18 protein-coding genes are annotated in these 24,870 nt (G+C 67.8%); 7 read left to right on the top strand and 11 right to left on the bottom strand.

The window, feature by feature from the left end:
- Positions 1–13 precede the first annotated feature (13 nt).
- On the top strand, positions 14–1,051 hold the full coding sequence (locus HZB25_03035; protein ID MBI5836200.1) for a glycosyltransferase family 4 protein: 1,038 nt from the start codon (positions 14–16) through the stop codon (positions 1,049–1,051).
- On the opposite strand, the gene HZB25_03030 is transcribed toward HZB25_03035, so the two are convergent.
- Positions 1,048–2,169, bottom strand: coding sequence for a glycosyltransferase family 2 protein (locus HZB25_03030; GenBank protein ID MBI5836199.1), 1,122 nt, complete (start codon positions 2,167–2,169; stop codon positions 1,048–1,050). The genes HZB25_03035 and HZB25_03030 overlap by 4 nt on opposite strands.
- 198 nt (positions 2,170–2,367) lie before the next feature.
- On the opposite strand from HZB25_03030, the gene HZB25_03025 reads away from it, so the two are divergent.
- The gene (locus HZB25_03025; protein MBI5836198.1) at positions 2,368–3,411 is read left to right on the top strand and encodes an SGNH/GDSL hydrolase family protein; all 1,044 of its coding nucleotides are present in this window, start codon (positions 2,368–2,370) and stop codon (positions 3,409–3,411) included.
- 93 nt (positions 3,412–3,504) lie between these two features.
- Here HZB25_03025 and HZB25_03020 read toward each other — a convergent pair whose 3' ends face one another.
- From HZB25_03020 to HZB25_03010, 3 genes are all read right to left on the bottom strand, one after another.
- Positions 3,505–4,275, bottom strand: coding sequence for an SDR family oxidoreductase (locus tag HZB25_03020; GenBank protein ID MBI5836197.1), 771 nt, complete (start codon positions 4,273–4,275; stop codon positions 3,505–3,507).
- A 196-nt stretch (positions 4,276–4,471) separates the two neighbouring features.
- Positions 4,472–5,617 (bottom strand): S41 family peptidase, encoded by a 1,146-nt coding sequence (locus HZB25_03015; GenBank protein ID MBI5836196.1) that lies wholly within the window; start codon positions 5,615–5,617, stop codon positions 4,472–4,474.
- Positions 5,614–6,246, bottom strand: coding sequence for a TetR/AcrR family transcriptional regulator (locus HZB25_03010; GenBank protein ID MBI5836195.1), 633 nt, complete (start codon positions 6,244–6,246; stop codon positions 5,614–5,616). The genes HZB25_03015 and HZB25_03010 overlap by 4 nt, the downstream gene beginning before the upstream one ends.
- Positions 6,247–6,631: 385 nt before the next feature.
- Here HZB25_03010 and HZB25_03005 point away from each other — a divergent pair, with 385 nt between their 5' ends.
- On the top strand, positions 6,632–7,624 hold the full coding sequence (locus HZB25_03005) for a hypothetical protein (GenBank protein MBI5836194.1): 993 nt from the start codon (positions 6,632–6,634) through the stop codon (positions 7,622–7,624).
- Positions 7,625–7,773: 149 nt separating this feature from the next.
- Here HZB25_03005 and HZB25_03000 read toward each other — a convergent pair whose 3' ends face one another.
- The 3 genes from HZB25_03000 to HZB25_02990 are packed head-to-tail and all read right to left on the bottom strand — an operon-like array spanning position 7,774 to position 10,979.
- Entirely contained in the window at positions 7,774–8,916 is a 1,143-nt protein-coding gene (locus tag HZB25_03000; GenBank protein MBI5836193.1) for a hypothetical protein, read from the bottom strand.
- Positions 8,916–10,373 carry a hypothetical protein gene (locus HZB25_02995; protein ID MBI5836192.1) on the bottom strand — a complete coding sequence of 486 codons (1,458 nt, stop codon included), beginning with the start codon at positions 10,371–10,373 and terminating at the stop codon, positions 8,916–8,918. Before HZB25_02995 ends, HZB25_03000 begins: the two co-directional genes overlap by 1 nt.
- Before the next feature lie 48 nt (positions 10,374–10,421).
- Positions 10,422–10,979 carry a hypothetical protein gene (locus tag HZB25_02990; protein MBI5836191.1) on the bottom strand — a complete coding sequence of 186 codons (558 nt, stop codon included), beginning with the start codon at positions 10,977–10,979 and terminating at the stop codon, positions 10,422–10,424.
- Positions 10,980–11,362: 383 nt separating this feature from the next.
- On the opposite strand from HZB25_02990, the gene HZB25_02985 reads away from it, so the two are divergent.
- The 4 genes from HZB25_02985 to HZB25_02970 all read left to right on the top strand — a co-directional run bounded on the left by HZB25_02985 (position 11,363) and on the right by HZB25_02970 (position 18,050).
- Positions 11,363–11,722 (top strand): OB-fold nucleic acid binding domain-containing protein, encoded by a 360-nt coding sequence (locus HZB25_02985; protein MBI5836190.1) that lies wholly within the window; start codon positions 11,363–11,365, stop codon positions 11,720–11,722.
- 529 nt (positions 11,723–12,251) lie between these two features.
- A complete protein-coding gene (locus tag HZB25_02980) occupies positions 12,252–15,128 on the top strand; it encodes a choice-of-anchor D domain-containing protein (GenBank protein ID MBI5836189.1) in 2,877 nt (958 codons plus the stop codon).
- Between the two features lie 420 nt (positions 15,129–15,548).
- Positions 15,549–16,013: a YfiR family protein gene (locus HZB25_02975; GenBank protein ID MBI5836188.1), complete on the top strand. Its 465-nt coding sequence runs from the start codon at positions 15,549–15,551 to the stop codon at positions 16,011–16,013.
- Between the two features lie 18 nt (positions 16,014–16,031).
- A complete protein-coding gene (locus tag HZB25_02970) occupies positions 16,032–18,050 on the top strand; it encodes a TonB-dependent receptor (GenBank protein ID MBI5836187.1) in 2,019 nt (672 codons plus the stop codon).
- A 102-nt stretch (positions 18,051–18,152) separates the two neighbouring features.
- On the opposite strand, the gene HZB25_02965 is transcribed toward HZB25_02970, so the two are convergent.
- The 4 genes from HZB25_02965 to HZB25_02950 form a co-directional block, all read right to left on the bottom strand.
- Complete coding sequence (locus tag HZB25_02965) at positions 18,153–18,761, bottom strand: hypothetical protein (GenBank protein MBI5836186.1); 609 nt, start codon at positions 18,759–18,761, stop codon at positions 18,153–18,155.
- Positions 18,762–18,868: 107 nt separating this feature from the next.
- Positions 18,869–21,550: a DEAD/DEAH box helicase gene (locus HZB25_02960; GenBank protein ID MBI5836185.1), complete on the bottom strand. Its 2,682-nt coding sequence runs from the start codon at positions 21,548–21,550 to the stop codon at positions 18,869–18,871.
- Positions 21,551–21,679: 129 nt separating this feature from the next.
- Positions 21,680–22,537, bottom strand: a complete 858-nt coding sequence (locus tag HZB25_02955) for a hypothetical protein (protein ID MBI5836184.1) — start codon at positions 22,535–22,537, stop codon at positions 21,680–21,682.
- An 11-nt stretch (positions 22,538–22,548) separates the two neighbouring features.
- Positions 22,549–23,760: a hypothetical protein gene (locus tag HZB25_02950; protein MBI5836183.1), complete on the bottom strand. Its 1,212-nt coding sequence runs from the start codon at positions 23,758–23,760 to the stop codon at positions 22,549–22,551.
- Positions 23,761–24,870: the final 1,110 nt, after the last annotated feature.

Raw genomic sequence — 24,870 nt, 5'->3', positions numbered from 1 at the left:
CGGAAGGTGCGTCTTGAAGGTCCTCATCGCGCACGACATCTTCGCTCCCGACTTCCGCGGCGGGGGCGAAGTCGTGGTGCTGGAGACCGCGCGCCACCTGCAGCGGCGCGGGGCGCAGGTGCGCGTCCTGTGCACCGGCGATCCCGCCCTGGCCGAATACGAGGGCATCGTCACCCGGCGGTTGCCCATCCACCGCTACCGCTACAACCTGGCCGACCGGGAGTTCGACGAGGAGGCCCGCCGGGCCGACATCATCCAGTCGTTCAACTATCACGCGTGTCTGCCCTCGCTGCGCGCGGCGCGGCGGGCCGGCATCCCGGTGGTCTGCCAGATGCTCGGCATCTGCGGCGACTCCTGGCTCGACATCCAGGGCCCCCTGATGGGCCGGGCGTGGCGCGCCTGGGAGCGCCACCTGGTGCGTCAGCCCTACACCCGCACGGCATTCCTCAGCGACTTCTCCCTCCAGGAAGGCCTGCAGCTCGGGGTGGACCCGTCGCGGGCCATCGTGACCAATCCGGGGCTGGACCTGGAACTGTACGATCCGGCCAGGGAGAAGGAGGACGTGGTGCTGTTCGTGGGCAAGATCGACGTCCGCAAGGGCGTGCAGAATGTCCTCGATGCGGCGCGGGCCCTGCCGGAGGTGCGCTTCCGCCTGGTGGGTTGGGGCGCGGTGGAGGAGTTCCGGCGCGGCGCGCCAGGGAACGCGGAATTCGTCGGACTGGTCCGGGGGGCGGCGCTGCGGGATGAATTCGCGCGGGCCCGGATCTTCCTGCTGCCTTCGAGAGGCGAGACGTTCGGCATCGCGCTGGTGGAGGCGATGGCCTCGGGATGCGCGGTGGTCTCCAGCATCCCCCTGCCGTTCGCGGGGGAGCGGATTGCCTACGGCGACTCCGCGGCGATCACCGCCGCCGTCCGGCGGCTGTGGAACGACCGCGACGAGTCGCGTCGCGTCGGCCTCCGGAACGTGGCCATGGCTTCGCAGTACACCTGGGACCGCTACACGACCACGTTGCTTGATACGTACGAGGAACTGCTGGCGCGGCCCGGCTAGGCGCCCGTCGCCGGCCCCGGGGGCGATCCCACGCGGTCGTCCGCCGCGCCGGGTCCGGTTCCGGCGGCGCCGGCGCCGGCGTCGAACCCCGGAACGGGGCGCCGCCGCTGGTTGTTCAGCGGCACGGCAGGGAACCACCGCGGGCTGATCAGCCGCTCCACCGCGCCGGGCGCGGCCCTGCGGCGGGCCTGGGTCCCGGCGCGGAGCCTGAGGGTGTCGGGGAGGGACGCGAGGTTCCAGCGCAGGGCCGCGAGCTTCGGTCCACGCGGGCCCCGCAGCGCCAGGTCGGCGATGGAGTAAAGAGCGTAGGCCGGCAGGCACGCCAGCAGACGGCCCGGCGAGCTGTTCCGGATGAGGGTCCGCAGGCGGTTCTTGCAGTAATGGTACACGACCTGGCGGTCACTGGTCCCGGTGGCCGGGTCCACGTCGTGGTGGGCCACCAGGTCGGGGGAGCAGCCCACGCGCGATCCGGCCAGGTTGATGCGCCAACCGAGGTCGGCCTCCTCGTAGCCATAGAAGAACGTCTCGTCGAATCCCCCCACCTCCAGGAACAACTCCCGCCGCGCGATCATCGCGGAGGAGTTCACCCACAGGCAGTCGCGGGGCCGGTCGAGCCCGCGGTCGGGCTCGCCCTCGTGGGCGTCCCAGGACAGGCCGATCCAGCCGGTGACCCCGCCGAACGCGTTCACGCGATCCGGGGCGAACGCGTAGAGGAGCTTGCCCCCGAGAAGGCCCAGGGACGGGTCCCCTCGGAGTTGCCCGACGGCCCTCGCAAGCCACTGCGAGTCCAGCAGCACGTCGCTGTCGAGAAAGACCACGAACTCGCCGCGGGAGTGGCGCGCCCCGAAATTCCGGGCCGAGCCCGGGCCGTTGGGGTCCTTCACGAAGTAGCGCAGCGCCGGCTGCCGCCCGGGCGGGAGGGAGGCCACCCAGGCGCCGGTGTCGTCGGTGGAGGAATTGTCCACGATCAGGATCTCGGCCTGGTCGGCTGGAAGTGTCTGTTGGAGCAGATGCGCCAGCACCCGCTCCAGCTTGGGGCGGCGGTTGTAGGTGGCGATCACCACCGAGACGACCGGGGTGGGCCCGGAAGGTGAAACCGGAAGCGTGGGGGGAGTCACGGGTGGCACGGTTCCTCCGGTCAACTTGACGAATCGGGCGGTCCGGGCTCGGGCCCGGCCGGGATGGCCCGATTCTAGCGCACCCCGCCGGATTGTGCGCCGGCGGGCATCACCGTGGAGCCGGGAGCGCGGAGGCAGCGCGCGAACGGTTTCCCTCGCGGGGCCGCCTCGTTGCGGCAGGAACACCAGGAAGGACCCATGAGGCGCAAGATCCTCCGCGCAGGCGCGGCCCTGCTGATCACGATTGCCGCCGGACTCCTGGGGCTTGAGATCTGCCTGCGTGTGGTCCTGGGACAGGCCATCATTCCTGGTGCCGACACCCACGGGCTGCTCGAGCCCTCCGCCGTTCCGGGAATGGACTACCGCCTGGCGGCGAACTTCCGCGAGCGGAACGTGCGCACCGACTCGCTGGGAATCCGCTGGCGGCCCCGGGACCCTGCCCCTCCCCGGCACCGGATCCTGCTCATCGGCGACTCCGTGGTCTTCGCCGGGGCGGTGCCCTACGACAGCACCTTCGGGGCATTCCTCGAGCGACAGCTCTCGGCGGACCCGGCGCTGGGTCCGGTGGCCGTGCTGAACGCCGGTGTGCCCGGGTACAATACGATCCAGGAAGAGGCGATGGTGAAGGCCCTGGGACCGCGCACCCGGCCGGACCTGGTGATCCTCGGGTACTGCATGAACGACGCGGGGGAGGCCCCGATGCTCGAGTCAGGCAGGCTGGTCCTGCGCACCGCGTTCAATCAGCCGGGTTCGCAGGGTCTCTCGCTCCCGGGGCTCCTCGCGCGGAGCCGGGCGCTCTTCTTCCTGAAGCAGACCCTCAAGGACCTCCAGTCGACGTACCCGGAGGCGTTTCCCGCGTGGCTGCATTACACGCACTACGTGCACCGGAGGGACGGTGCGCAGGAGTCGAAGCAGGCGCTGGCCAGGATCCAGGATGCCGCGACGCGGATGGGTGCGCGCCTGCTGGTGGTGGTCTTTCCCATGGAATCGCAGCTTCGAGCGGGGGAGCGTGCCGCGCAGGACGACCTGTTGCGGTTCCTGAGGGCCCGCGGAATCGGCGTGCTCGACCTGTACCCGGGCTTCCGGCCACGCTGGCGCGAGCACCTGTTCATCGACCGGCTGGTGGGCTCCAGGGCCGTGGACAAGGTGCACCTGAGCGTGCGCGGCCACAGGCTGGCTGCCGAAGCCATCGCCGGGGAACTGCTGGCGGAGCCCAGGCGGTACTTCGCGCACCCGCAATAGGAGTCCGGGGAGAGGCCCCCGGCCCTGCATCCCGACATCGGCACCGGTCTGCTCCGCCACCCCACGACATCGGCAGCCGTTCGCAGCTCTGCGTCACGACGTCGGCACCAGCCCGCGTCCGCCGTCCACCGCCAACTGGGCCCCGGTGATCCAACTCGCCTCCGTTGAGCACAGAAAAAGGATCGCGGCAGCCACGTCCTCCGGTTCCCCCACGCGCCCGAGCGGGTGCGAGGCACCGGCCTTCTCGATGTACTCGGCGTAGTTCTTCACCACACCGGTCACGGTGTGGATCTCGGTCCGCACCAGCCCCGGGTTCACCGTGTTCACCCGGATCCCGTGCACGGCCAGGTCCAGGGCGGCGCAGCGGGTGAACATGTCCACCGCCGCCTTGCTGGCGCAGTAGGCCGCCCGGTTGGTGTAGGGGCGGTACGCGGTGATCGAGGACACGCAGACCATGGCAGGATCGCGGCCCAGGCGGAGCAGGGGTGTGAGGACCTTCGTGGCGAGGAAGACCGCGCGGACATTGGTGTCCATCTGGCGGTCCCACTCCTCCACGGTGGTGTCGTCCGCGGTGCCCGCGCCGAGCACCCCGGCCGCCTGGACCAGGCAGTCCACCCGGCCGAATTCCGAACGGATCCGGCCCTCCCAGTCCGCCAGGGCGGCGGGCTCTCGGACATCGCCGGGGAGTTCCAGGGCCCGCACCCCGAGGGCGCGGGCAGCCTTCGACACCTCCGCCAATCTATCCGTCCGCCGTCCGGCGATGGCCACGTGCGCGCCCTCCCGGGCGAAGGCGAGGGCGGTGGCCCGTCCGATGCCGCTGGTCCCACCGGTCACCAGCGCGACCTTGTCCTCGAAGCGCCCCACGGCGACGGTCCTCCCTGCGTGGTACATCCTGCGAAACGAGCAAGCCGGGCCGACAAGGCGCCGGGAGCCCCGCGCCCATGGCGCAGGGCCCCCGGCGACGCTCGCGCGCGACCATGCGTGGGGTTGAAACTAGATCACATTCACCGTGCCGGACAAGCCCCAATGACGATCGGGCCGGAGTCCCTGCGGTGTCGCTTCAGCCGCCCAACTTGCGGCGCCCGGCCCGCGCAAAGTCCTCCGCGGGCTCGCTCGGCGCGGCCTTCGCGCGCTCCAGGGCGCGGCCGAGCAGGGCCTGCTGCTCGTCGTCCTTCGCGGATTCCAGCAGCGCATTCAGCGCCGCCACGTGCGCCTCGCGCAGCGCGTCGGCCGGCGGGACGTCCACGTCCGGTTTCACGCCCACCCCTTCCCAGTTCGTCTTCGTGATCGGGTTGACCGCCCTCCCGGTGGCGATGAACGCCGCCAGGTGCTCGCTCAGCCGGAAGAACCCGCCGGGGTTCGCGGCGCCGGCGGTGGTCGCGCCGTAGAGCTTGCCGAGCTTGTGCGTCTGCACGTCGTAGGCGAATTCCTCGGCGCAGGAGCCGGTGTTGCCGCTGGTGAGCACGTACAGGGGCCTGCCGTTCAGGCGCGGCCCGGGTACCTGTGCCGCGCTCCAGAACTGCACCGTGCGGTCGCCTTCCCGCTGATAGAAGTCATTGATGTGCAGTCGCTCCCCGGGCGCGACGAAGTAGGTGAGGACCGTCTGCAGCAGGTCCGGGTCGCCGCCCCCGTTGCGACGCACATCGATGATCACGGCGTCGGAGTTGGCCAGGAAGTTCATCGCCGCCACCGCGGTGGCGTGCGCATCGGACAGGCCCGAGAACTGGCGCAGGTCCAGGTAGCCCACGTTGCCCGCCAGGCGCTGGACGCGCTCGAACCCGAAGTTCCGCATGCGCTCGCCCTCGCGCCGCCGCCGGAGCTCGTCCTCGCCGGGGCCGCGCCGGTCGGCCGGGGGCGGCGGGATCGGCTGGTGGCGGTAGTGGACGCGCATGTGGAGGTCATGGGTGTAAGCCTGCACGTGCGCCAGCAGCGAATCGGCGAACTCCATCGAACTGGAGATGCGGTCGTATTCGTGGTTCGCGTGGCGCCGCCTGAGGATCCGGGCCAGCTCGGCGCCCTTCTCGGCGAACACGTAGCGGTCCTTCACCGCGACGGCCAGGGATTCGATCACCGCCGACTTCGTGCCGGCGTCGATGGGGGTGTCCGGCTCGTCCGGCGGGCCCGGCGAGAGCTGCGCCCGTGTGGGCGCGGCAAGCGAGATCGCCGCGAGTGCGGCGAACGTGGCGAGGGTGAGGCGTCGGTTCATGGGATCCTCCGTTTGCGGGGCTTCGCGGGACGGGACTTCGGTTCCAGGCCGGCGAGCAGGAGCCCGACGACTTCCTCGGTGCGCCGGGCCAGGCCGGCGCGCTCCCCGAGTTCGCGGGCGCTCAGGCTGTAGGGGAGCAGGGCGTTGGTGGCGGTGACGAGCGTGCGGCCCGGGCGCCTCGGCGCGGATGTGAATTCGCCGGAGCGGCGGCCCTCCTCCACGACCCGGTCGAGCACGGCCGATTCGCGTTCGAAGTGTCCTGCGCGGCGTTCGAGCATCGCCTGTCGCATCACCGCCAGCTTCTCGTCGATGCTGTGCGCGTGCCGGCTCGCGTAGTCGAAACGCTCCAGGACGCGGGCGCAAAGCATGGCGCGCAGGCGCGCGGCCGCCGGCAGGGGTCGCGCGGCGATCGATTTCAGGAGCCCCAGGATGCGGGTGGCCATGCGGTCGATGCACGAGAGCGCGACATCCTGCTTGCTCTCAAAGTGAAGGTATACGGAGCCCTTGCCGATCCCGGCCTCCGAGGCGATATCCTCGACCGTCATGCGGCGGAAGCCGCTGCGGACCAGGAGTCGGTCGGCGGCATCGAGGATCCGCGAGCGCATGGTCGCGTCGGGCGTTCGGGACATCGGCCCCCCCGGTAAGTGACCAGAATGACATTCTGGTCAGTATAGACGGGTGCCGGGCACGAAAGGTTGCATCCTCCCCGAATGGGCCGGGTTCCCGCCCGGGTGGGCGGCCATGACCCGCTCAACGCACGGCAATCACGTGACCTGGAGTGGTGGAGGGACGGCGGCAGGGCGGTCGGTCGGGCCACGGCCCGCGCAGGCGGGAAAGTCTTGACATTCTTGCACGGGCATGTAAGGATGCGCTCTGGATGAAGGTCCCGGTGAGCAGGAAGGAACCGGATACGGGCCGCCACGCGAGGGAAATGGCGAAGCTCGGGGCAGCGCATCCACGGGCCCTGCGAGACACCATCCTCGGACCACCATCGACCCTTCAAGGAGGCTCCCAATGACATTCACACCGAAGCTCCGCGCCAGCCTGGCTGTTGGCCTGGCTGTCGCGTGCATCCTGCTGGTGCCCGTCCGCGCCGCACGGGCGGCAGACTTCAGCGTGCGCCTGGACCTCAACGGCGTGGCGCAGTTCCTCTTCGACACCGAACCGCGCCTGGTCATGGTGCCGAACACGAGTGCCTACTACGCCCAGGACGTGCCGAGCGCGGACGTGTACCGGGTGAACAACAACTGGTACACCTTCTACCGGGACAACTGGTACCGGTCCGAGAGCTACCGCGGCACGTGGGCGCGCTGCAACGTCGACGCGGTGCCGCAGGAGTTGATGCAGGTCCCCAACGGGTACTACCATTTCGCGCGCCCGAACCGCGGCGACTACCAGAACGACCGCTATGGGGATTCGGGCGGCCGGCACAGCCGCAATTCGGATGGCAGCTTCAGCCGTGACCCGGCCGGAGGCTACAATCGCAACCAGGACGGCAGCTACTCACGCATCGTGACCGAGCGCTACGCGCGCACTCCGGACGGAAGCTACAGCCGCGATGCGGAGGGCGGCTACTTCCGCAACTCGGACGGCAGCTACTCCCGCGACTCCGACTACGGCTACGACGACCGGGACAACCAGCCTCCCTACCGCGGTCCTTATCGCGGCTACAATCGCCGCGGCTCCGATCGGGAGCCCGACGGCTCGTGGATCCGCTTCGCGGTGGAGCCGCGCATGTATGCCATTCCCAGGTCCCGGATGTCCTACGCCCGCGACCACCGTCCCGGGGAGCTCTACCGGGATGGGGCGAACTGGTACTACAGCTTCGGAGGCAACTGGTACGGCTCGAGGTCCTATGCGGGTCCGTGGCGCTATGTCGCGGCCGAGCGTGTGCCGGTCCGTATCACGAACACCCCCCGCGGCTACTATCGTTCCCTGCGCGGGCGCGGGATGCCGGCGCAGAATAGCGACTACGACAGGCGCAACGCCCGCACCTGGCAGCCGTAGGATCGCGGCCCCGATTCCCACGGATGGGTCTCGGGGCCGCACACTATATCAGCAATCTCGTGAAGGCCCTTGCCCCGGGCGGGGCACTCGGCTCGCCGTGGGGACTGGCGCGGGCGACCCGGGGACCGACGTCTGCGTGAAGGTGCGATTCAGAACGCGATTCTGACCACTCCTTCTCGCGTCGCCCGCAGCGTCACCTTCTTGGTGATGGTGAGGTTCTGGTGGTAGTTGCCGGGGCGAATCATCACCACGTCCCCGCCGGCCGGATCGCACGCGGCGATCCCGGTGCTGACGTTCAGGTACGGGTTCACGCCGGTCCCGGAACCGAACAGGTTGCCGTCGGTGGCCACGAAGAAGGTCCGGCCGCTGCACACGGGCCGGCGGATGGTGCGCGCGCTGTCGGCCCACCGGTCGAGCTGGAGCTCGGTCATGCGGTCCAGAAGCGTCTGCCCGAACACCTGCCCATCGTGAATGTGCATGTAGGCCATGTTGTTCCAGAAGACGTTGAGCAGCGAGTCCTGCTTCGCGGCGTTCACCAGCACGAATGCCTGCCCGTAGCGGAACAGCGAGAGCTGGTTCAGGGTGAAGCAGGGGCCGTCGGGAAGCGTGTCGTCAATCTGGTCCCCGTCGGTGATGCACAGGGACGCCACGCAGCAGGTGTCGATGGACCCGTTGGGGTGCGGAAGGCTGAAGTAGTGCCCCATCTCGTGCACCAGGATCGCACCGGGGAAGGTGGCCGCGTACTGGGGGTCGAAGATTCTCGCGCCCGCCACCACGACGTGGTTCGAGCGCAAGTCGGGGGGCGGAAACGACGCCGCGGCCCCGTCCCCCTTGCCCATGTTGATGTAGATGTTCACCTGGTTGGGGCGCCATATGAAGGACACCGCGTTGGCCATTGCGGTGTTCTCCAGGTCTTTCATCGTCGGGGAATCATAGGTCGCACCGTACCACATGCTGGGGTTGGTGCCCGGGCAGCTGACGCACGGCCAGCCCACGTCCACGATCTCGTCCAGCACGAAGCGATACCCGCGCCAGTACTGCTTGAGCAGCACCTCGTTGGCGGTGTAGAACATCGACGCGATCATGTTGTCGGTCAGCAGGTTGGTCTGCAGCGTGTCGTCCACCGGGGGGCGGTTGCCCGTCGCCGGGTCGCGGATCACCTTGACGCTGAAATGAACGTCGATGGTGGCGCTGGCCCCGCCGGGAGTTGCCCGCACGCCGAGCAGGGCAAGCGCCAGCGTCCCCATAACCAGCCAGCGCGCTGCGGTCCGCCGCGCGCCGCGCGCCGCCATCACTGCAGCCCCACCAGCACCAGGACCAGGCCACGGCCGCTCGCGAGCGATCCCATCGCCTTGCCCAGGATGGCTCCATGCGATCTCGCCGGGTCGTCCGCACGCATCGCGTGGCCCGGGACGCTGGAGGTGGTGAGCAGGTCCCCCGGGGTGATGGGCCCGTTCTCGGTGGTGGCAAGGCAGTAGACCCTGCCGGTCAGCGCCACCGCGTGCGCGCCGTCCGCCGCCGAGCCGCGCTGCCCCATGAGCATGCCGGTCTTCACGCCTCCGGCGCCACTCAGGATCCCCGCCACCCGCCGGTCGTACGGCTGGGTGCTCGCGAGGAGCAGGCCCTCGTGCGCCGGATCGATGCTCACGACCGTGCCGGGCTCGAGGGCGTCCTCCCCCTGGATGTCGAAGCGCTCCGAGAGGTCCGCCCCTCCGAGGATCTCGAGCACCTTCGTGTGCGTCACACCGGTGTTGTCCACCCAGAACTCCAGGTCGCCACCGTTGGTGGCGCTGATGAAGTTCCCGCCGCCGGTGTTTTCGAGCCACAGCACCTGCCCGGTTCCCTGGTTTCGGAAGTGCGCCGTGGCGTAGTCGCTGCTGTTGGTGAGGAACGCGGCCATGCCCTGGACCGCGTTGGTGTTGTGCACGCGCAGCGTGGCGTTCGAGGCCGTCTGCCCCTTGCCCACCGCGTAGACCGCGGTCGCCGTCCCGGTGTTTTCCGCCCTCAGGCCCAGGCCGTCGCCATAGGCGTAGACACCCGTGGACCCGGCCCCGGTGCCCGTGATGTAGGCGCCGGTGGCGCTGCCCACCCCCAGGAGCCCCGTGCCGATGGGGCTGTTCACGGCGCGACCCTCCACACCCACGACGTTTCCGGAGGCGGCATCTGCGATGCCCCGGACTCCAGCAGAGTTGAACCCGGTCCCCGTGTTGCGTCCCACCACTCCGTAGTTGAGGCCGGTTCCCCCGGCGACAAACTCGGCCCCGCCCCCGCTGCCGGTGTTCTCGATGCGGAAGGTGATGAGCGCGCTGTTCAGCACTTGTGAGCACGGCAGGCTGAGCCCGAGCGCGAACGGCGTGGGGCGCAGTTGCTGGCGCGGCAGCGTGGTGTAGAGCCCCGTCGAGGCCCCGGGCCGCACCTGCAACTCCAGCCAGCGCGCCTCTCCCGAGAAGGACGCGGAACCGAAGTCAAGATCCACCGAGAACACCCCGCTGGTGACTGCCACATCGTCCAGCGTGAGGGTGCCCGCGAGATTGGTTCCCGCGCTCGCGGCGTCGAAGAGGCTGAACTGGAAGTCGTAGGCTCCCGTGGCGGGCGAGCCGCCGTCATTGAGGCTGCCCTGGTAGGTGAACGAAGAGCCCACGGGCGCGGCTCCGGCCCGGGAGGGGAGCCCCGCCCAGAACAAGAGCGCGACGAGAAGTGCGGGCGCGGCGGCGGCACCCGCGCAGCGACGGATGGTCCGGGTATTCATCGGCGTCAGTCCTCCTCCTGGGAACGAGGCCCCTCCGTGGAGGCCGCTTCAATGCAATACGATGAGTTTCTGGGAGCGCTCCAACGCCCCGAGCCGGGCGCGCACGAAGTAGAGCCCCGCGCTGACGCGGCGCCCCGAGGAGTCCCGGGCGTCCCATTCGAGCGCGTGGCGCCCGGCGGGCATGCGTCCGGAATGCAGGATCTTCAGCCGTGCGCCGGAGAGATCGAAGACCTCGACGGTCACCGCCAGCTCCCTGGGTAGCTCGAGCGCGAGTCGCGTGCGGAGTTGAAGTGGGTTGGGGGCAGGTGGGAGCACGCGGGCCACGCGAGGCAGCTCCGGCGGAGTGACCGGCGGTTCGTCGCCGACACCGACAATGACGGCCGAGCCGGGGCCCCAGAAGCCGCCCGTCAGGGAGTACGCGAGCCGGGCCACCGTGCCGGCATCCGGCTGCCCGATGGTCCCGCCCAGGATGAAGGGCCCACTGGCGACGAATCCGGATCCGCCGCCATCCACCGTCCAGCGGGAGAGGGTCAGCGCGCCCGCGAAGGCACCAGGCGGGGCCGCGGAAGCGGCCAGAAGGAAGAGGAAAAGGGGGAGGGCGATCAAGCCAAGGGCCGCCGAGGCCCTCGGAGAGCGGGCCGGGCCCGCTGGGAACGGTCCGTGCGCGCGGGACCGTGGCGATCCGCTCGAAGGGTCCACGACGTGTGGTTGACGGCCCATGATGCGTCCCCTCGGCCAGGCCAGAGGCAGAGACTGGGGATCAGTGTGAATATCAAGAATAGCACAGACAAGGAGGTAATGAGGCGGCGATGTTCCGGTATTGTGATATCATTCACAAACTGTGTCCGGCGTTTCCCACACGGGCCGAGCGCCCTTCGGCCTGCCCGGACGTTTGACCGGGCAGGCCGGGCTCCCCCATCATAGTCCCTGACCCCCGGTCTTTCCGACCCCCGCCCTGCGGCGACTCAACACCAACCACGGAGCTCATCATGACCGCGACTCGCAACTCCTTCCTCCGGACCTGCCTCACGGTCCTCATCCTGGCCGCAGGTTCCTGCCTGGCGGGATGCCAGGGAGTGACTTCCATCAAGTCCGTGCTCGACGATCCTTCGCAGTACACCACCGAGTCCGTGCGGATCGCGGGCCGGGTAACCTCCTCCGCCGGGCTGCTCGGTGTCGGCGCCTACAAGATCGATGACGGAACGGGCAGCATTGCGGTGGTGAGTGGAAGCAGTGGCGCGCCTCGGGAGGGAGCGGAAGTGGTGGTCGAGGGGAAGGTGAAGGCCGCCTTTACCCTGGGGACCGAGTCCGCCACGGTGCTGATCGAGGAACGGCGCAAGACGCGGTAAGCGGTGCGAGGAGCGCGGGCGGCGAGGCGAATCCGCCCTGGATGCCCTGCTGCATCCGCGGCATGAGAATCCCATCTCGGAACCGCTCCCAGCTCTCCTGAGTGGACAGCGTTTTTATGCGATGGCCGGGAGGCGGGTTTGGCGATGGCATCCGTACGGGTTGCGATTCCACCGGGATCGGTGATGATTCTGGGCTTGCGAATCTCTCCCCGCAGGTTCAGTATTCCTACGCAATAGTTCTCCGTAGTTTACATACATTATCGGCTTCTGGATGGCGCGGGTCCTGCCGCACCGCCGGACCAAGTCGCCATCCTGCCGATTCCCACCTGGCCGCCTTCATCTATCGCCACGAAGCAGTGCCGAGTTTCCCTGAGTGGGTCGCGTTGCCGGGCTGTGGCCGCCGCCAGTTCCAACTGCCGGTACTCCGGCGCGAGCCCTCTTCGACCCGCTTCACGTTCCAAGGTTGCTTCTGAGAGACCTCCTCCCAGACGTAGCCCGTGCGTCTCATCTCAAACCTTGGAGAACACCAGTGCTGACTCGAAAACTGCCTGCGCTGTTGCTGCTGGGCGCCATCGCCGCGATTCCGTTCCTCGGATCGTGCAAGTCCAGCACCGTCACCAATCCCCCGGTTTGCGCGACTTCCCCGGCGAGCCTCGATTTCGGCACCGTCTCGGTCGGGACGACCGCGGATCGTACCATCACGGTGAAGAACACCGGCGGAGGCACGCTGAGTGGCACCGTCAGCGTGGCGTGCAGCCAGTACAGCCTGGTGGGCTCCGGCAGCTACGGTCTCGGTGCGGGTGATTCCGCCCGGTTCACGGTGCGCTTCGCTCCGACCGCGGTCGGGGTCAAGCTCTGCTCCGTCTACACCGGCTGCGACTCCATCCACGTCACGGGAACGGGGGCGATCTCCGCGACGCCGGTGTGCACCGTGTCGCCGGCGACGCTGACCTTCCCGACCGTCACGGTCGGTCAGACCTCGGACCTGACCTTCACGATCACCAACGTGGGAGGCGGGACGCTCACCGGTACAGTCACCGCCACCGGCTGCCCCGGCTTCACCGTGGTGGGTGACGCGAGCTACAGCCTCGCGACGAACCAGGCCAAGACCGTCACCGTCCGCTATGCGCCCACGGGCGCGGGCCCCCAGAACTGCAGCATCAATCCGGGCACGGGTTGTTCGCCGGTGAACGCCACCGGTACGGGCCAGCCCGCACCGGCGTGCCAGGTGAGCACCGCGTCCCTGGACTTCGGTTCGGTGACGGTGGGACACACGTCGGACAAGATCTTCAGCATCACGAATTCCGGGGGTGGAACGCTGACCGGGACGGTCTCCTTGAGCGAGTGCGGCGGATTCAGCCTGGTGGGGGATGCCAGCTACAGCCTGACCGCGTCGCAGTCGAAGACGTTCACCGTCCGGTTTGCCCCGACGTCGGAGGGCGAGCCGGCGAAGGCGCAATTCCGGGAACGGCGCGGGGTGCGCCTGCTCGATGCCCGGCTCCAGTCGTGCACGGTGGCGACCGGGTGCGGAACGATCAATGCCAGCGGCACCGGAATCGCAGCCTCGGCCTGCCAGGTCAATCCCACGTCGCTGGCATTCGGAGCGGTGACCGTGGGGCAGACCTCGGACAAGACGTTCACGCTGACGAACACGGGGGGCGGCACGCTTTCCGGGACCGTTTCCACCGGGGGGTGCGCCGGATTCAGCATCGTGGGTGACGCCACCTACAGCCTCTCCGGCAGCCAGTCGAAGACCTTCACGGTGCGTTACGCGCCCACCGGCGCGGGGGCCCAGAACTGCAACATCAACGCCGGAGCGGGCTGTTCGAGCGTGGGCGCGACCGGCACGGGTCAGCTTGCGCCTGTGTGCCAGGTGAGCACCGCCACGCTGAACTTCGGATCGGTGACCGTGGGGCAGACGGCGGACAGGACCTTCACCATCACGAACACCGGTGGTGGAACGCTCACGGGCACCGTGGCCACCAGCGGCTGTTCGGGATTCAGCGTGGTGGGAGACGCCACCTACAGTTTGGGCGCCGGGCTCAACAAGATCTTCACCATCCGGTTCGCGCCCACATCTGCCGGGAAGCCCGTGGAGCCGCAGTTCCTGAAGCAGTTGCGCCGCTGGATCGGACGGCCCCAGGGCTCGGGGGTCCAGAGCTGCACCGTCACCACGGGTTGCAGTTCGGTAAGCGCGACCGGCACCGGCGTGAGCGCGGTGGTGTGCGCGGTTCTTCCCACCGCCCTGAACTTCGGCTCGGTCACCGTGGGGCAGACTTCGGACCGCACATTCACCATCACCAACAACGGTGGCGCAGCGATGTCGGGCACGGTCTCGCTCTCCTGCGCCAACTTCAGCATCGTGGGATCCGCCGCCTACAACCTCAGTCCGGGGCAGGCGGCGACCATCACCGTGCGCTACGCTCCCACCAGCGTCGCGGTGCAGAATTGCACCATCAACGTGGGCGGAACGTGCGGGTCCGTCGCGGCGAGCGGGGCGGGGGTTGCCTCCGTCACCTGCCAGCCCACCAGCGGATCGTCCTACTTCGGGACCTGGTTGATGGTGGACTCCATCTACACCTGCGCCGGGGTGCTGCAGACTGTCTACCGCGACACCGTGGTGTTCTGCGAGAACTACCCCAACGGGGGCGGCACTCCGGACAGCTCGCCCGTGGGAGACAGCACGTTCACCATGAGCTGTGCGGTGACCAAGTGCACCAGCTCCGAGTTCCAGGAGGAGTGCAGCGGCGCCGCCACCAACGCGGGCTGCACCACCACGATCAACCTCGTGATCAAGGAGACGATCGCCCCGAATGCGATTTCCGCCGTGATCACCACCAACGTGAGCTATGCCGGCAACTGCTCCGGGCTGCAGGGCTACTGCACCATCACGGGGGCGCACCTCACCAAGATCAGCTCCGATACCACCAACTGTGGCAGGGTGTCCACGGGAGGAGGAGGGAGCCTGACCTTGAGCTGCAAAGTGAACGGCGTCTCCTGGACCGGCACCGGGGCGGGGGGCACGCTCGTCTCTGCGGGCGGCGTCAACTTCCTTCAGTTGTTCGCCGACAGGGCATCGGACGCGAGTACCCTCGGCCTGTCGATCAACTCGGCCTCGCCGATCACAGCAACGACCTACACGACGCTCACCGGTGCCAACGCGGACTTCACCCAGGGCGAGGCAGCGTACTTCGGGGACGAGTCCACGCAGATCACCATCACCAGCCTGAACAGCTCGGCGAAGACCCTTGCCGGGACGTTCCAGTTCAACGGCGTCCCGGGCGGGGCCGGCAGCCCGGTCAGCATCACGGAGGGCACGTTCAGCGGCACGTACGTATCGTTCGGCGCCCCCAGGATCGGTTCGCCGAGGTGGATTGCCCGCCGCCTGCTCGGCAGCCGACGGTAGTCCGAGACGCTTCAGACGAAGCCCCCCGGAGTGTCAGCTCCGGGGGGCTTCGCTATGAGGGTCCGCGAGCAAAACATGCCGTCCTCGCTTCATTCCCCGAACTCCAGCGGATCGCCCGGCGGAATCGGCGTGATTGAATGCCCGGGGATCCCATCAGGTGCTTTGGAGGTAAGGTTCCCCCATGATGTAGCCGATCATGAGAATCAGTACGCAGATCCCCTGCGTCCTCCGGATGGCCGGATGCCGCCGCCCACTGCCAGCCAACGGAGCCGGTCGCCGATCCCACAGGTGATCAAAGAGGCAGCACTCTTGCACTCGACCCACCGCCCCCTGGGTGCGCGTATCGCCTTCCTTGCCACGATCGCCCTGACCCTGGCGACCGCAACGGCATGGGCCGCCCCCGTGCTGAGTGAGACCGAGGTGAAGATTGGCTTCCTGTACAACTTCACCAGGTTCGTGGAGTGGCCCCGGGATGCGTTCGAGCACGAGCTGTCGCCGCTCGTGATCGGGATCGCCGGGGACCAGTCCATGGCCGCACTGTTCGCTTCCGTCCTGGCGAACAAGCCCGCGGGTGGCCGCCACGTCGAGGTTCGCCACATACCCGACTCCGGGAAGATCCCGAACTGCCACGTGCTGTTCCTCCGGGCCGCGAGCCGCCGAAAGGCGCCCGAAGTGGCGAATGAGCTGGCCGGACGTCACGTCCTGCTCGTGGGGGAGGAGGACCGCTTCCTCGCACGGGGTGGAATGGTGAACTTCCTCATGAGTTCCGACCGCGTCAGATTCGAGATCAACCTCGCCCCGGTGCGGAAGTGCGGACTGGTCCTGGATTCCAAGCTGGTTGGCGTTGCCGAGAGAGTCCTCCAACGAGAGGGCGCCGGCGAGTAGCCGGCGGATCGGAGGAACATGACCATGCGCGCTTATCCATCCGGCTGGCCGGTTGCGCCGGCCCTGTTGCTCGCCCTGGTGACGGCGCTTGCCCCGGCGGGCCGGTCCGCCGCTCCGTCCGACTACACCGAAATGAGTCTGGAGGAACTCGCCGCCATTCCCGTCTACGCCGCCTCCCGCTGCGAACAGAGCCCGGCCGAGGCCCCCGCCTCGGTGAGCATCATCACGGCCGACGATTTCCGAAAGTTCGGCTACCGGAGCCTCGCCGAAGCGTTGCGCAGCGTGCGTGGGGTCTACATCACCTATGATCGCAACTACTCCGCCGTCGGCCTGCGGGGGTTCAGCAGGCCGGGCGACGTGAACAGCCGCGTGCTCGTGCTGGTGGACGGTCACCGGGTGACCGAGAACATCTACGACAGCAGCTACCTGGGCAACGATTTCCTGATCGCGGTCGACCTGATCGAGCGTGTCGAGATCGTGCGTGGCCCGGGTTCGTCGCTCTTCGGCAGCAACGCCTTCTTCGGCGTGATCAACGTGGTGACGAAGCACGGGGCGGGGCTGAACGGCGCCCGGGTTTCGGTCGACGCGGGTAGTCACGGTACTCGCGGTGGCCTGATCCGGTACGGGCGATCCTTCTCCAGCGGAGTCGACCTGGTGTTGTCCGGCTCGCTGTTCGAGAGCGACGGTCCCGGGTCACTGTACTTCCCCGAGTTCGATCTGCCGCACCTCAATCACGGTCGGGCCATCGGGCTCGACTACGAGCGCTCGCACCAGCTGTTTGCATCCCTGACCTGGCGGGACCTGTCCCTGCAGGTCGCCTACGGGTCGCGCAAGAAGGGTGTCCCCACGGCATCGTACGATTCCTACTTCAGCGATTCACGGGAACAGACGGTGGACGCGCTTGGCTACGTGGACTTGAAGCTCGAACACCAGGACTCTCGCGGTCTGACGGTCCTGGCGCGGGTGAACTTCAATCGCTACAGGTACGACGGCACCTACCCAGTGGGTGACAACTTCACTGCCGGGCCGAGCGACGTGGCTCTCAACACGGACGACGTCCTGGGCCAGTGGCTCGGCGCCGAGTTCCAGCTGGGACACGCGGTCTCGGAACGTCACCGGCTGACCGTGGGGGCGGAGTTTCGCAGGAACTTCAACCAGGACGCCCTGAACTACGACTCGTCCCCGTACGCGCTGTACTCCGACCTGCACCATCGCAGCAGCCACTGGGGGGTGTTCGGCCAGGATGAATGGACCCCGGTCGCCGCTGTCACGCTTCTCATCGGGCTGCGCCAGGACCACTGTGACCCGTTCGGGAGCATCCTCAATCCCCGTGGAGCGCTCGTGGTCCGGCTCCGGGAAGGACTCCGGGTCAAGCTCCTCCACGGAGAGGCCTACCGGGCCCCTAATCTCTTTGAGACCTACGTGGAGGATCCATCGACGCGAGCCAATCCGTCGCTGAGACCGGAGAAGATCCGGACGACGGAATTCGTCGTGGAGCAGAGGATCAGGAACACCTTCTCCCTCACGGCCTCCGCCTACACCAGTCGAATCGACGACCTGGTCAACCAGGCCACGGATCCCGAGACCGGCCTGGAGTACAGCGAAAACCTGGACATGGCGCGGGCGCGGGGATTCGAGTTTGAACTGAGAGGTGCTGCGGCCTCCGGTCTGAGAGGAAGCGCCAGCCTGGCTCTTCAGCGGACCGAGGACTCGCGGACTGGTCGCCGGCTCGACAACTCCCCCGCTCGCCTGGGCAAGCTCAACCTCGTCCTTCCGCTTGCCGGCGAGGTGACCGCCGGAGTGGAAGTCCAGACTTCAAGCACCGCTCAGACCCTCACCGGGAAGGAATCTCCTCCGTATTGGCTCATGAACCTCACGTTGTCCGGACGGGACCTGTTCAAGGGCCTGAGCTTCTCCGCCTCCGTCTACAACCTATTTGACGAACGCTACTCTGTCCCCGGCGGAGCCCAGCACGTTCAGGACACCATCGAACAGGATGGCCGCAGCATCCGGGTGAACGTGGGAAGGGCATTCTAGCCTCGTCGGCCAGACCGCCGCGGCCTGCGTGCTCATGCAGGAGCTGCGTTTCAAGCCGCCCACATCCCACACGCCACCGCGCAGGTCTCCACGCCGTCGGGATCACCCGCCGATCATGGCACGCAGCCCCCGCTCTTTTGCAGCGCCGCAGCTCCGGATCGGACCTGGGAGCGGACTCCTGCCAGCGGCGGAGCGCGTCATCGTGCTCGAGAATGCTGCCCAGACGTCGGCTCCCGTAATCTCGTAGCCGTAGCCCTGCACGAGCGAATGGAGTGCCAGCAGTCCAGCGCCGATCGCGAAGTCAGGATGCTGTTTGGCATGATCGCGCGCCGCGCGTGTGAGCGTCTTCGGGTCGCAGGGAGTCCGGCCTGCGAGGTCGAGGACCTGGTCGTAGGGCCCGGCCTCCTTGGACGCGCAGAGCTCGCCCCAATGGTCGGTGAGACACTCGATGTACGGGATCTCATCGGCTTCGTGCGCCGCCCACAGACGATCGAGCCAGTCTGCTCGCATTGTTGGATCGGCCGGGGCATCGGCGATGATCGGTACCAGGTCGCGGATCGCGCTGTTGACCGCGGTACCGATCGCACCCGAGGAACTGTCAACTTGCTCAAGCGCGGGAGAGAGGCGCTCGAGGAGAATCACTGCGCCCTCGGCGGCGAGTGCCGGCTCGCTGCGTGCGGCCTTCTTGATTTCGCTGACTGCCTGCTTCACGCGCTGGATGGCAGGTCATGACTTCCAACCGAACGCGTGGCGCCGGAAGCGCGCCTTGAACTCCCACTTGTGGCTACCGGTCTTGGCCATCTCACACTGCACCGGACTCACCCCTCGGTGGACTTCACCCGCAGAAGCCCCGCCAGCCCTTCGAAGAGCGCGACCAAGCTGGCGGCGGCATCCGGAGAGGCCTCGATGCGGAGCCTGCCCTGCTCAGTCTGACTGATCTCAAGCTGGGTGAAGAGACGCCGGATCTCCGCCGCCGGCAGGACCTCGCCGGTGGGGGCAGCGGATGGGACGCGGTCGGCCGGGATCACTGGGCCCCGCAAGACGTCGCCGGACTCGTCAGCGGCCGACACGACCGCCTCGATCTCGCGCTCGCTGGCCTCCGGGGCGTCCGCGGCGGACTCGTTGGCCTCCTGCGGATCGGGGGCGGGCGAGGCTTCGACGATGCGCTCGATCGTCGAGAGGAATGAGCCCGAGCGCTCGAACCGTATCTCGTCGCTTCCGCCGTCGAAGAGGCCTTGAAACAGTGCCCGCTTGTCCGAGACCAGCGAGGCGATCCGCGACTCGATGCAATCCTGGCTCACCAGGTTGTACACCTCGATCGGCAGGGGCTGACCCAGCCGGTGAATGCGCCCGACGCGCTGCTCGAGCACGGCCGGGTTCCAGGGTAGCTCCAGATTCACGCAGCAGCTCGCCGCCCGCTGCAGGTTGAGCCCGACGCCGCCGGCGTCGGTGGCGAAGAGAATGCGAGTCATCGGGTCATCATGAAAGCCCACGAGGTTCCTGGTGCGGTGATTCAGCCGCTCCTCGCCGGTGAAGAACACGGCCCGGAGCCCGTGGTCGGCCAGCAGCGGGCGCGTCACCCAGTGAGCGAGAGTCAGCATGCGCCGCCACTGGCTGAACACGACCACCTTGCGTTCCTGCTGTACGGCGACTTGATCCACGATCTCGCGGAGCTCGAGGAGTTTAGGGCTGCACAGGCTCCTCAAGAGCGCTGCGTCTGGGCGCGTGACGCGCGCGATTCTCGGCCACATCTGAGTGAACTGGGTCTGCGCCATGCCGTTCGCGATCATGCGCTGCGTCGCCAGCAGGCTCATCAGCCGCAGGAACTCCGGCTGCGTGAGCGGCCGGCGCTGTGCAGTAGCCGCCAGGCGCGCGATCGGCTGGCTGAGGTCGTCGTGCGCCTCGCGCTGCTCTTCGGTGAGCTCGACCGGAACCACTGTGTCGGTGCGTGGCGGGAGCTGCTTCAGGACGTCGCGCCGCAGCCGTCGCAGCATGCACGGAGCGAGGCGCGTGCGCAGCGTGTCGAGGTTGCGCGCGCCGCTCGCCTCCTTCGAGCCGTCACCGTAGACCGAGTGCAGGGGAGCGAGCCTCCACTTGGGCTCGAGTGCGTGATCGTCCACCCATTCGAAGATCGAAGCCAACTCCTCCAACCGGTTCTCCATCGGCGTTCCGGTGAGCACCAGCCGGTAGTGCGGTCGCAGCCTCTTCACGCAGGCGGCGGTCCTGGTCGCCCAGTTCTTGATGCGCTGCGCCTCGTCGAGAACGACGATCTCGGGAGCCCAGGCGTTCATCGTCTCGAGGTCCCGCAGGACCTGCTCGTAGTTCGCAATGAGGAATCCCGCGCGGCGCGCGTCGTAGAACTCACGGCGCTGCTCCTGGCCCCCCTCCACGATCTCTACCGGTGCGTCCGTGAACAGGCGCCACTCGCGAAGCCACTGCGACTTCAGGCTCGCCGGCGCTATGATCAAGCCGCGCCGCACTCTGCCGGCGTGCCACAGCGCGTGGCAGGCGGCAATGGCCTGGGCGGTCTTTCCCAGCCCCATGTCGTCCGCCAGGAGCAGGCGCCCGGTCGCAAGGAAGCGCTGCACACCCTCGTGCTGATAGGGGTAGAGCTTGCGCCTGAGCGTCCGCAGGCGGCGCTTGAGTTCGCCGCCGACATTACGGTCGGCCGTCACGTGGGCGAGACGCTCGCGCTCGGCCCGGAGCAACGCGCGAAGCGCGGGGTCATGGAGCGTGAGGCCCCCGCGCGTGGCGGCGGAGGGACGGTCCAGCGAGGGCAGCAATTCAGCGACCAGCGCCGCCCGCTCTTCGGGCTGGCCGGCATGGGGGTCCGCAAGCACGAACGTAGAAGCCCCTTCGCTCCTGAACCATCGCGCGAGGCGCGCCGGAGGCGCCGGGGCACCGCTCCGGTTGCGATCCCGTCCAATGAGACGCACGCGCGCCAGCCAGTCTCCCTCGCCGGTCAGCGGGCGGACCGGGTCCCATATCAGACGCAGCGAGTTGGCGGCGGGACGCGCGGCGGACATCACCATCAGGCCCGCGAACCGTTTCGGCCGCGCTGCGAGCGAATCGATCACCGCCAGCAAGTGCTTGCATAGCGCGAGCGAGCTGCGCAGGAAGTCCGGGCAGTCGCAGCTCCCACGAATCGGGTCAATTGAATCAAGGAGAGTCGTGTAGGGCCGAGCCGTCCCCCGAGCCCGGCGGGTCGTATACAGACCGAGCACGACGCCGCCCCGGGGGCGCGTGGCGATCCGCAACTCGTCGTCCTTGACCGAAGCGCAGCGCCGCAGGAGCGCTTCCATGGCCGCGCGCTGCACGGGCCAGTCCGCCTGCCGGGTGAGCTGGAGGATGTGCTTCACCAGCAGGGACTCGGGAACTGCCAAGGTCTTTCCATGCGCGAGCGAGCGCAAGGTAGCGAAGGCCTCGGTGTCCTCAATGCGGGTCGCGCTCGCGCGCAGGACAGCGGAGGGGGTCCCGGTGCGCGTGTCGGCGCTGCGCACGGGGCGCTTCGCCACCTTCCGTCGGGCGGGGCGTGGATGGGCTCTCTTCATGACAATGGAATGTACGCGAGCAGGAAGTGCCGGGCAAGTGCGCGCTCCACGCGCGCTCCACGCCTTGTGGCTCCACGCCTACTGCAACCTCGCTCGAAACGCCCGTCGGGCTCGCGCGACTGCCTTCTTGCGACCGGGGTCGCCTGGGTCGGCCAGGTTCGCGACCACGGCCGTCACTGGAGTCCTGCTGCCGCGAAAGCCCAGGATGTCGCTGAAGAGCGACTCGTCCTTGCGAAGCTGCGCGAGGTCCGCGAGGAGCCGCTCGCCCCGCGTGCGCTCGGCGTCGTCGCAGATGTTGACCACCACGAGTTGCGCGTGCTCGATGCCCGCGAAGCGTTCCGAGATCGCCCAATGCTCGGTGGGGTGGGGCGGAGGAGACTTCCGAGCAGCTTCGATGGTGTCGAGGAGGTTGTTGCGCGCGTCCTCGAGCATCGCCGGGTTCCGCCGTGCGAGCTCGACGAAGGGCGGCCCGAGCATCTGACCGAGGAGTTCGGCGACGCCACCGGGCTTGCGAAGCAACCTCTCCATCGCATCGGCCTTCGCGTGCGCTTCGCCTGCGCGATCCCGCTTGCATCGCACGAACAAGCTCTCGCCATCGTGGGGACCAGTCGCCACGAATGCCACGAGATCCACGAACTCGAGTGGATTGTCTCCCTCCAGCACAACGGCTTCCGAGTAGTCCTCCATGAGGAGCGTCATGAAGAAGGCGTCCAAATTGGAGTCGCTCCGGGGAAAGCCGAAACGCCCGGCGCCGGCCGCCCCCGCTCTCCTGTAGCGCAACAGCTCAGGATCGGATCTGGGAGCCGACTCCCGCGGGCCGCGAAGCGTATCGTCCCGAATGCAGCGTACCGCGATGACGTCCTCGAGAGATCGTCCGAGCAGCGCCTCGATGAACGTGGTCTTGCCCGCTCCCTTGGGGCCGCCCACGTGGACCATCGCGCGCTGCCTCACAGGCCAAGCTCCCTGGCGAGGATCTCACGGACGAACCCCCCGGTGGCTTCGGCGGCGACCAGTTCCCGCACCCGCGTGCAGGTTTCGGCGACGGCGCCGGCTCTTCCCGCCGCCTTCATCGTGCTCGAGAGCGCCGCCCAAACGTCCGCTCCCGTGATCTCGTAGCCGCAACCCTGCACCAGCCAATGGAGCGCCAGCAGTCCGGCTCCGACCGCGAAGGCCGGCTGGCTCTCGGCATGATCGCGCGCGGCGCGCGTGAGCGTCTTCGGGTCGCAGGGAGTCTGGCTCGCGAGGGCGAGGGCCTGGTCGTACAGTCCGGCCTCCTTTGCCGCCGCGAACCACTTGCCCTCATCCCCGGGAGTCGTGTTCACCAGGTCCGCCAGAAGGTCGCTTGCGGACTTGTGCGGGTACTTCCTGGCGACAGCGCGGAATGTGGCGAGGTACGTCGCGGAGCGGTTCGCCCGCAGGCCGTATCGCGTGTAGGCCTCATCGACAGCCCCGGACGAGAGGAGGATCTCCTCGCACAGCGCGTCGACCCAGCCATCGGGCGTCCACGGTCCGCGGCAGGACTCGGCGTATCGGATGGCTTCCGACTTCCTTCCCATGGCCGCGAGCGCCTTCACCGCCCAGAGCTTGTACGGCCAGATTGTGTCTGCCTGCAGTATGTCGACGATCTCCGCATAGCGCTCCGCACGATAGAGCGCGCTGAAGCACGCGGTCATCCCGTGGAAATGGCCGCGCAGATCCGGATCAGGGCTCAGCGCCATGCTTGTGATGCCGACCAGGCGGTCGGCCCAATCCGAGGCGACCTCCTCCGATGCGCAGAGCGCGCCCCAGTAGTCGGTGAGGCCTTCGATGTATGGGATGTCGTCAGCTTCGTGTGCCGCCCACAGGCGTTCGAGCCAGTCTGCCCGCGTTCCTGGATCGGCCGGAGCGTCGGAGATGATCGGCACCAAATCGTGGATGGCCCTATTGACCGCGGTGCCGATCGCGCCTGAAGAGCTGTCGATTTGCTCGAGCGCCGGTGAGAGACGCTCAAGGAGAATCACCGCGCCCTCGCCGGCAAGCACCGGCTCGCTGCGTGAGACCTTCCTGATTTCGCTGACTGCCTGCTTCACGCGCTGAATGGCAGGCTGGGACTTCCAACCGAACGCGTGGCGCCGGAAGCGTGCCTTGAACTCCCACTTGTGGCCGTCAGTCTTGGCCATCTCACCCCTGTGCCGGTTTGGGAGGCGGAGCGGTCTCCAGCGTGCAGCCTGCCAGGTATCTACGCCGGCTCCTCTTCACGTGAAGTTGAGCTGCCACGATACACCGACGAGGAGCACGGGCTTTCTTCATGATGGTGGAATGTACGTGCCCGAGACGTGCGGTGCAAGTGAGGGCGGTCCATATCTCTGATCGACTCCCGGTCCACCCCTCGGTCCACACCCTCCCTCTTGCGCTCCCGCGGCTAACTCGTTTAGTATCACCCGCGGAGAGGTGTGAGAGCGGTTGAATCAGACGGTCTCGAAAGCTGATTCTGGACTTGAATCGCTGTCCGAGCCGAACCACTTCCGCCCCCACTAGTTGCTGCGACCCCATCGGCTTAGACCGGTGGGTTTTGTTGTGTCCGGGGTGGCCATCAGTAGCCAGTTGGGGCCACGTGAGGCCGCCTTTGAGGCCACAGTTAGGCCACACCTCCCCAGCAGCCCTCGATCACCCGTGCTCCGCTACAACTCGCGTATGCGACACTGATGGCCTGGTCCCGCCGAATCAGATCGAATGGGGATACTTCCCCCTAGAGCCAGGCCGCATCGCCCTTCCCCTGCGGCTCTGGTACGAGCCGCAGGCCGCTGCGGCAAGAGGATCTGTCTCGTGTTGGTGTGCGGAATCTGTATCGGAGTGGGGCTCCCAGCCACCTGGACGCTGCCTCGCGTTGAAGCCCCCGTAGTTCGAGCCTAAGACTTCGTCAGAGTGACGCCAGCCCTTACGCCTCCTTGTCCGATCTCGCCGCGGATGGTTGAATATCCGCAGACGCTGTAACTTCAAGATCAGGCACGCGGAGCAACATCCACGCATTCCCGAAGGAGACGCATATGCACCCAACTTTCAGCGGCATTTACCGCGAGCAGCTCGAGGTCTATCGGTCGCTCAATGCCGCAAGGTATTCCATTCCGTTCACCCTAGAGGAACTCTACTGAAGGTGTGCGATTCTTAGTTGGAAATTGAAACGGCTCCAACCTCTGTGCTTTGATGGCGTTGCGAAGCGTCCATCAGGCGCAGACGAAAGGAGCCGTAGATGGGTAGTGTCATTCGTCGGGTTCGGAAGCGCAAGCGTT

It is taken from the genome of Candidatus Eisenbacteria bacterium (assembly GCA_016235265.1).
Taxonomy (GTDB): Bacteria; Eisenbacteria; RBG-16-71-46; order RBG-16-71-46; family JACRLI01; genus JACRLI01.
Note: the sequence above shows the minus strand (reverse complement) of the source record. Positions and strands in the feature narration are given on the sequence as shown.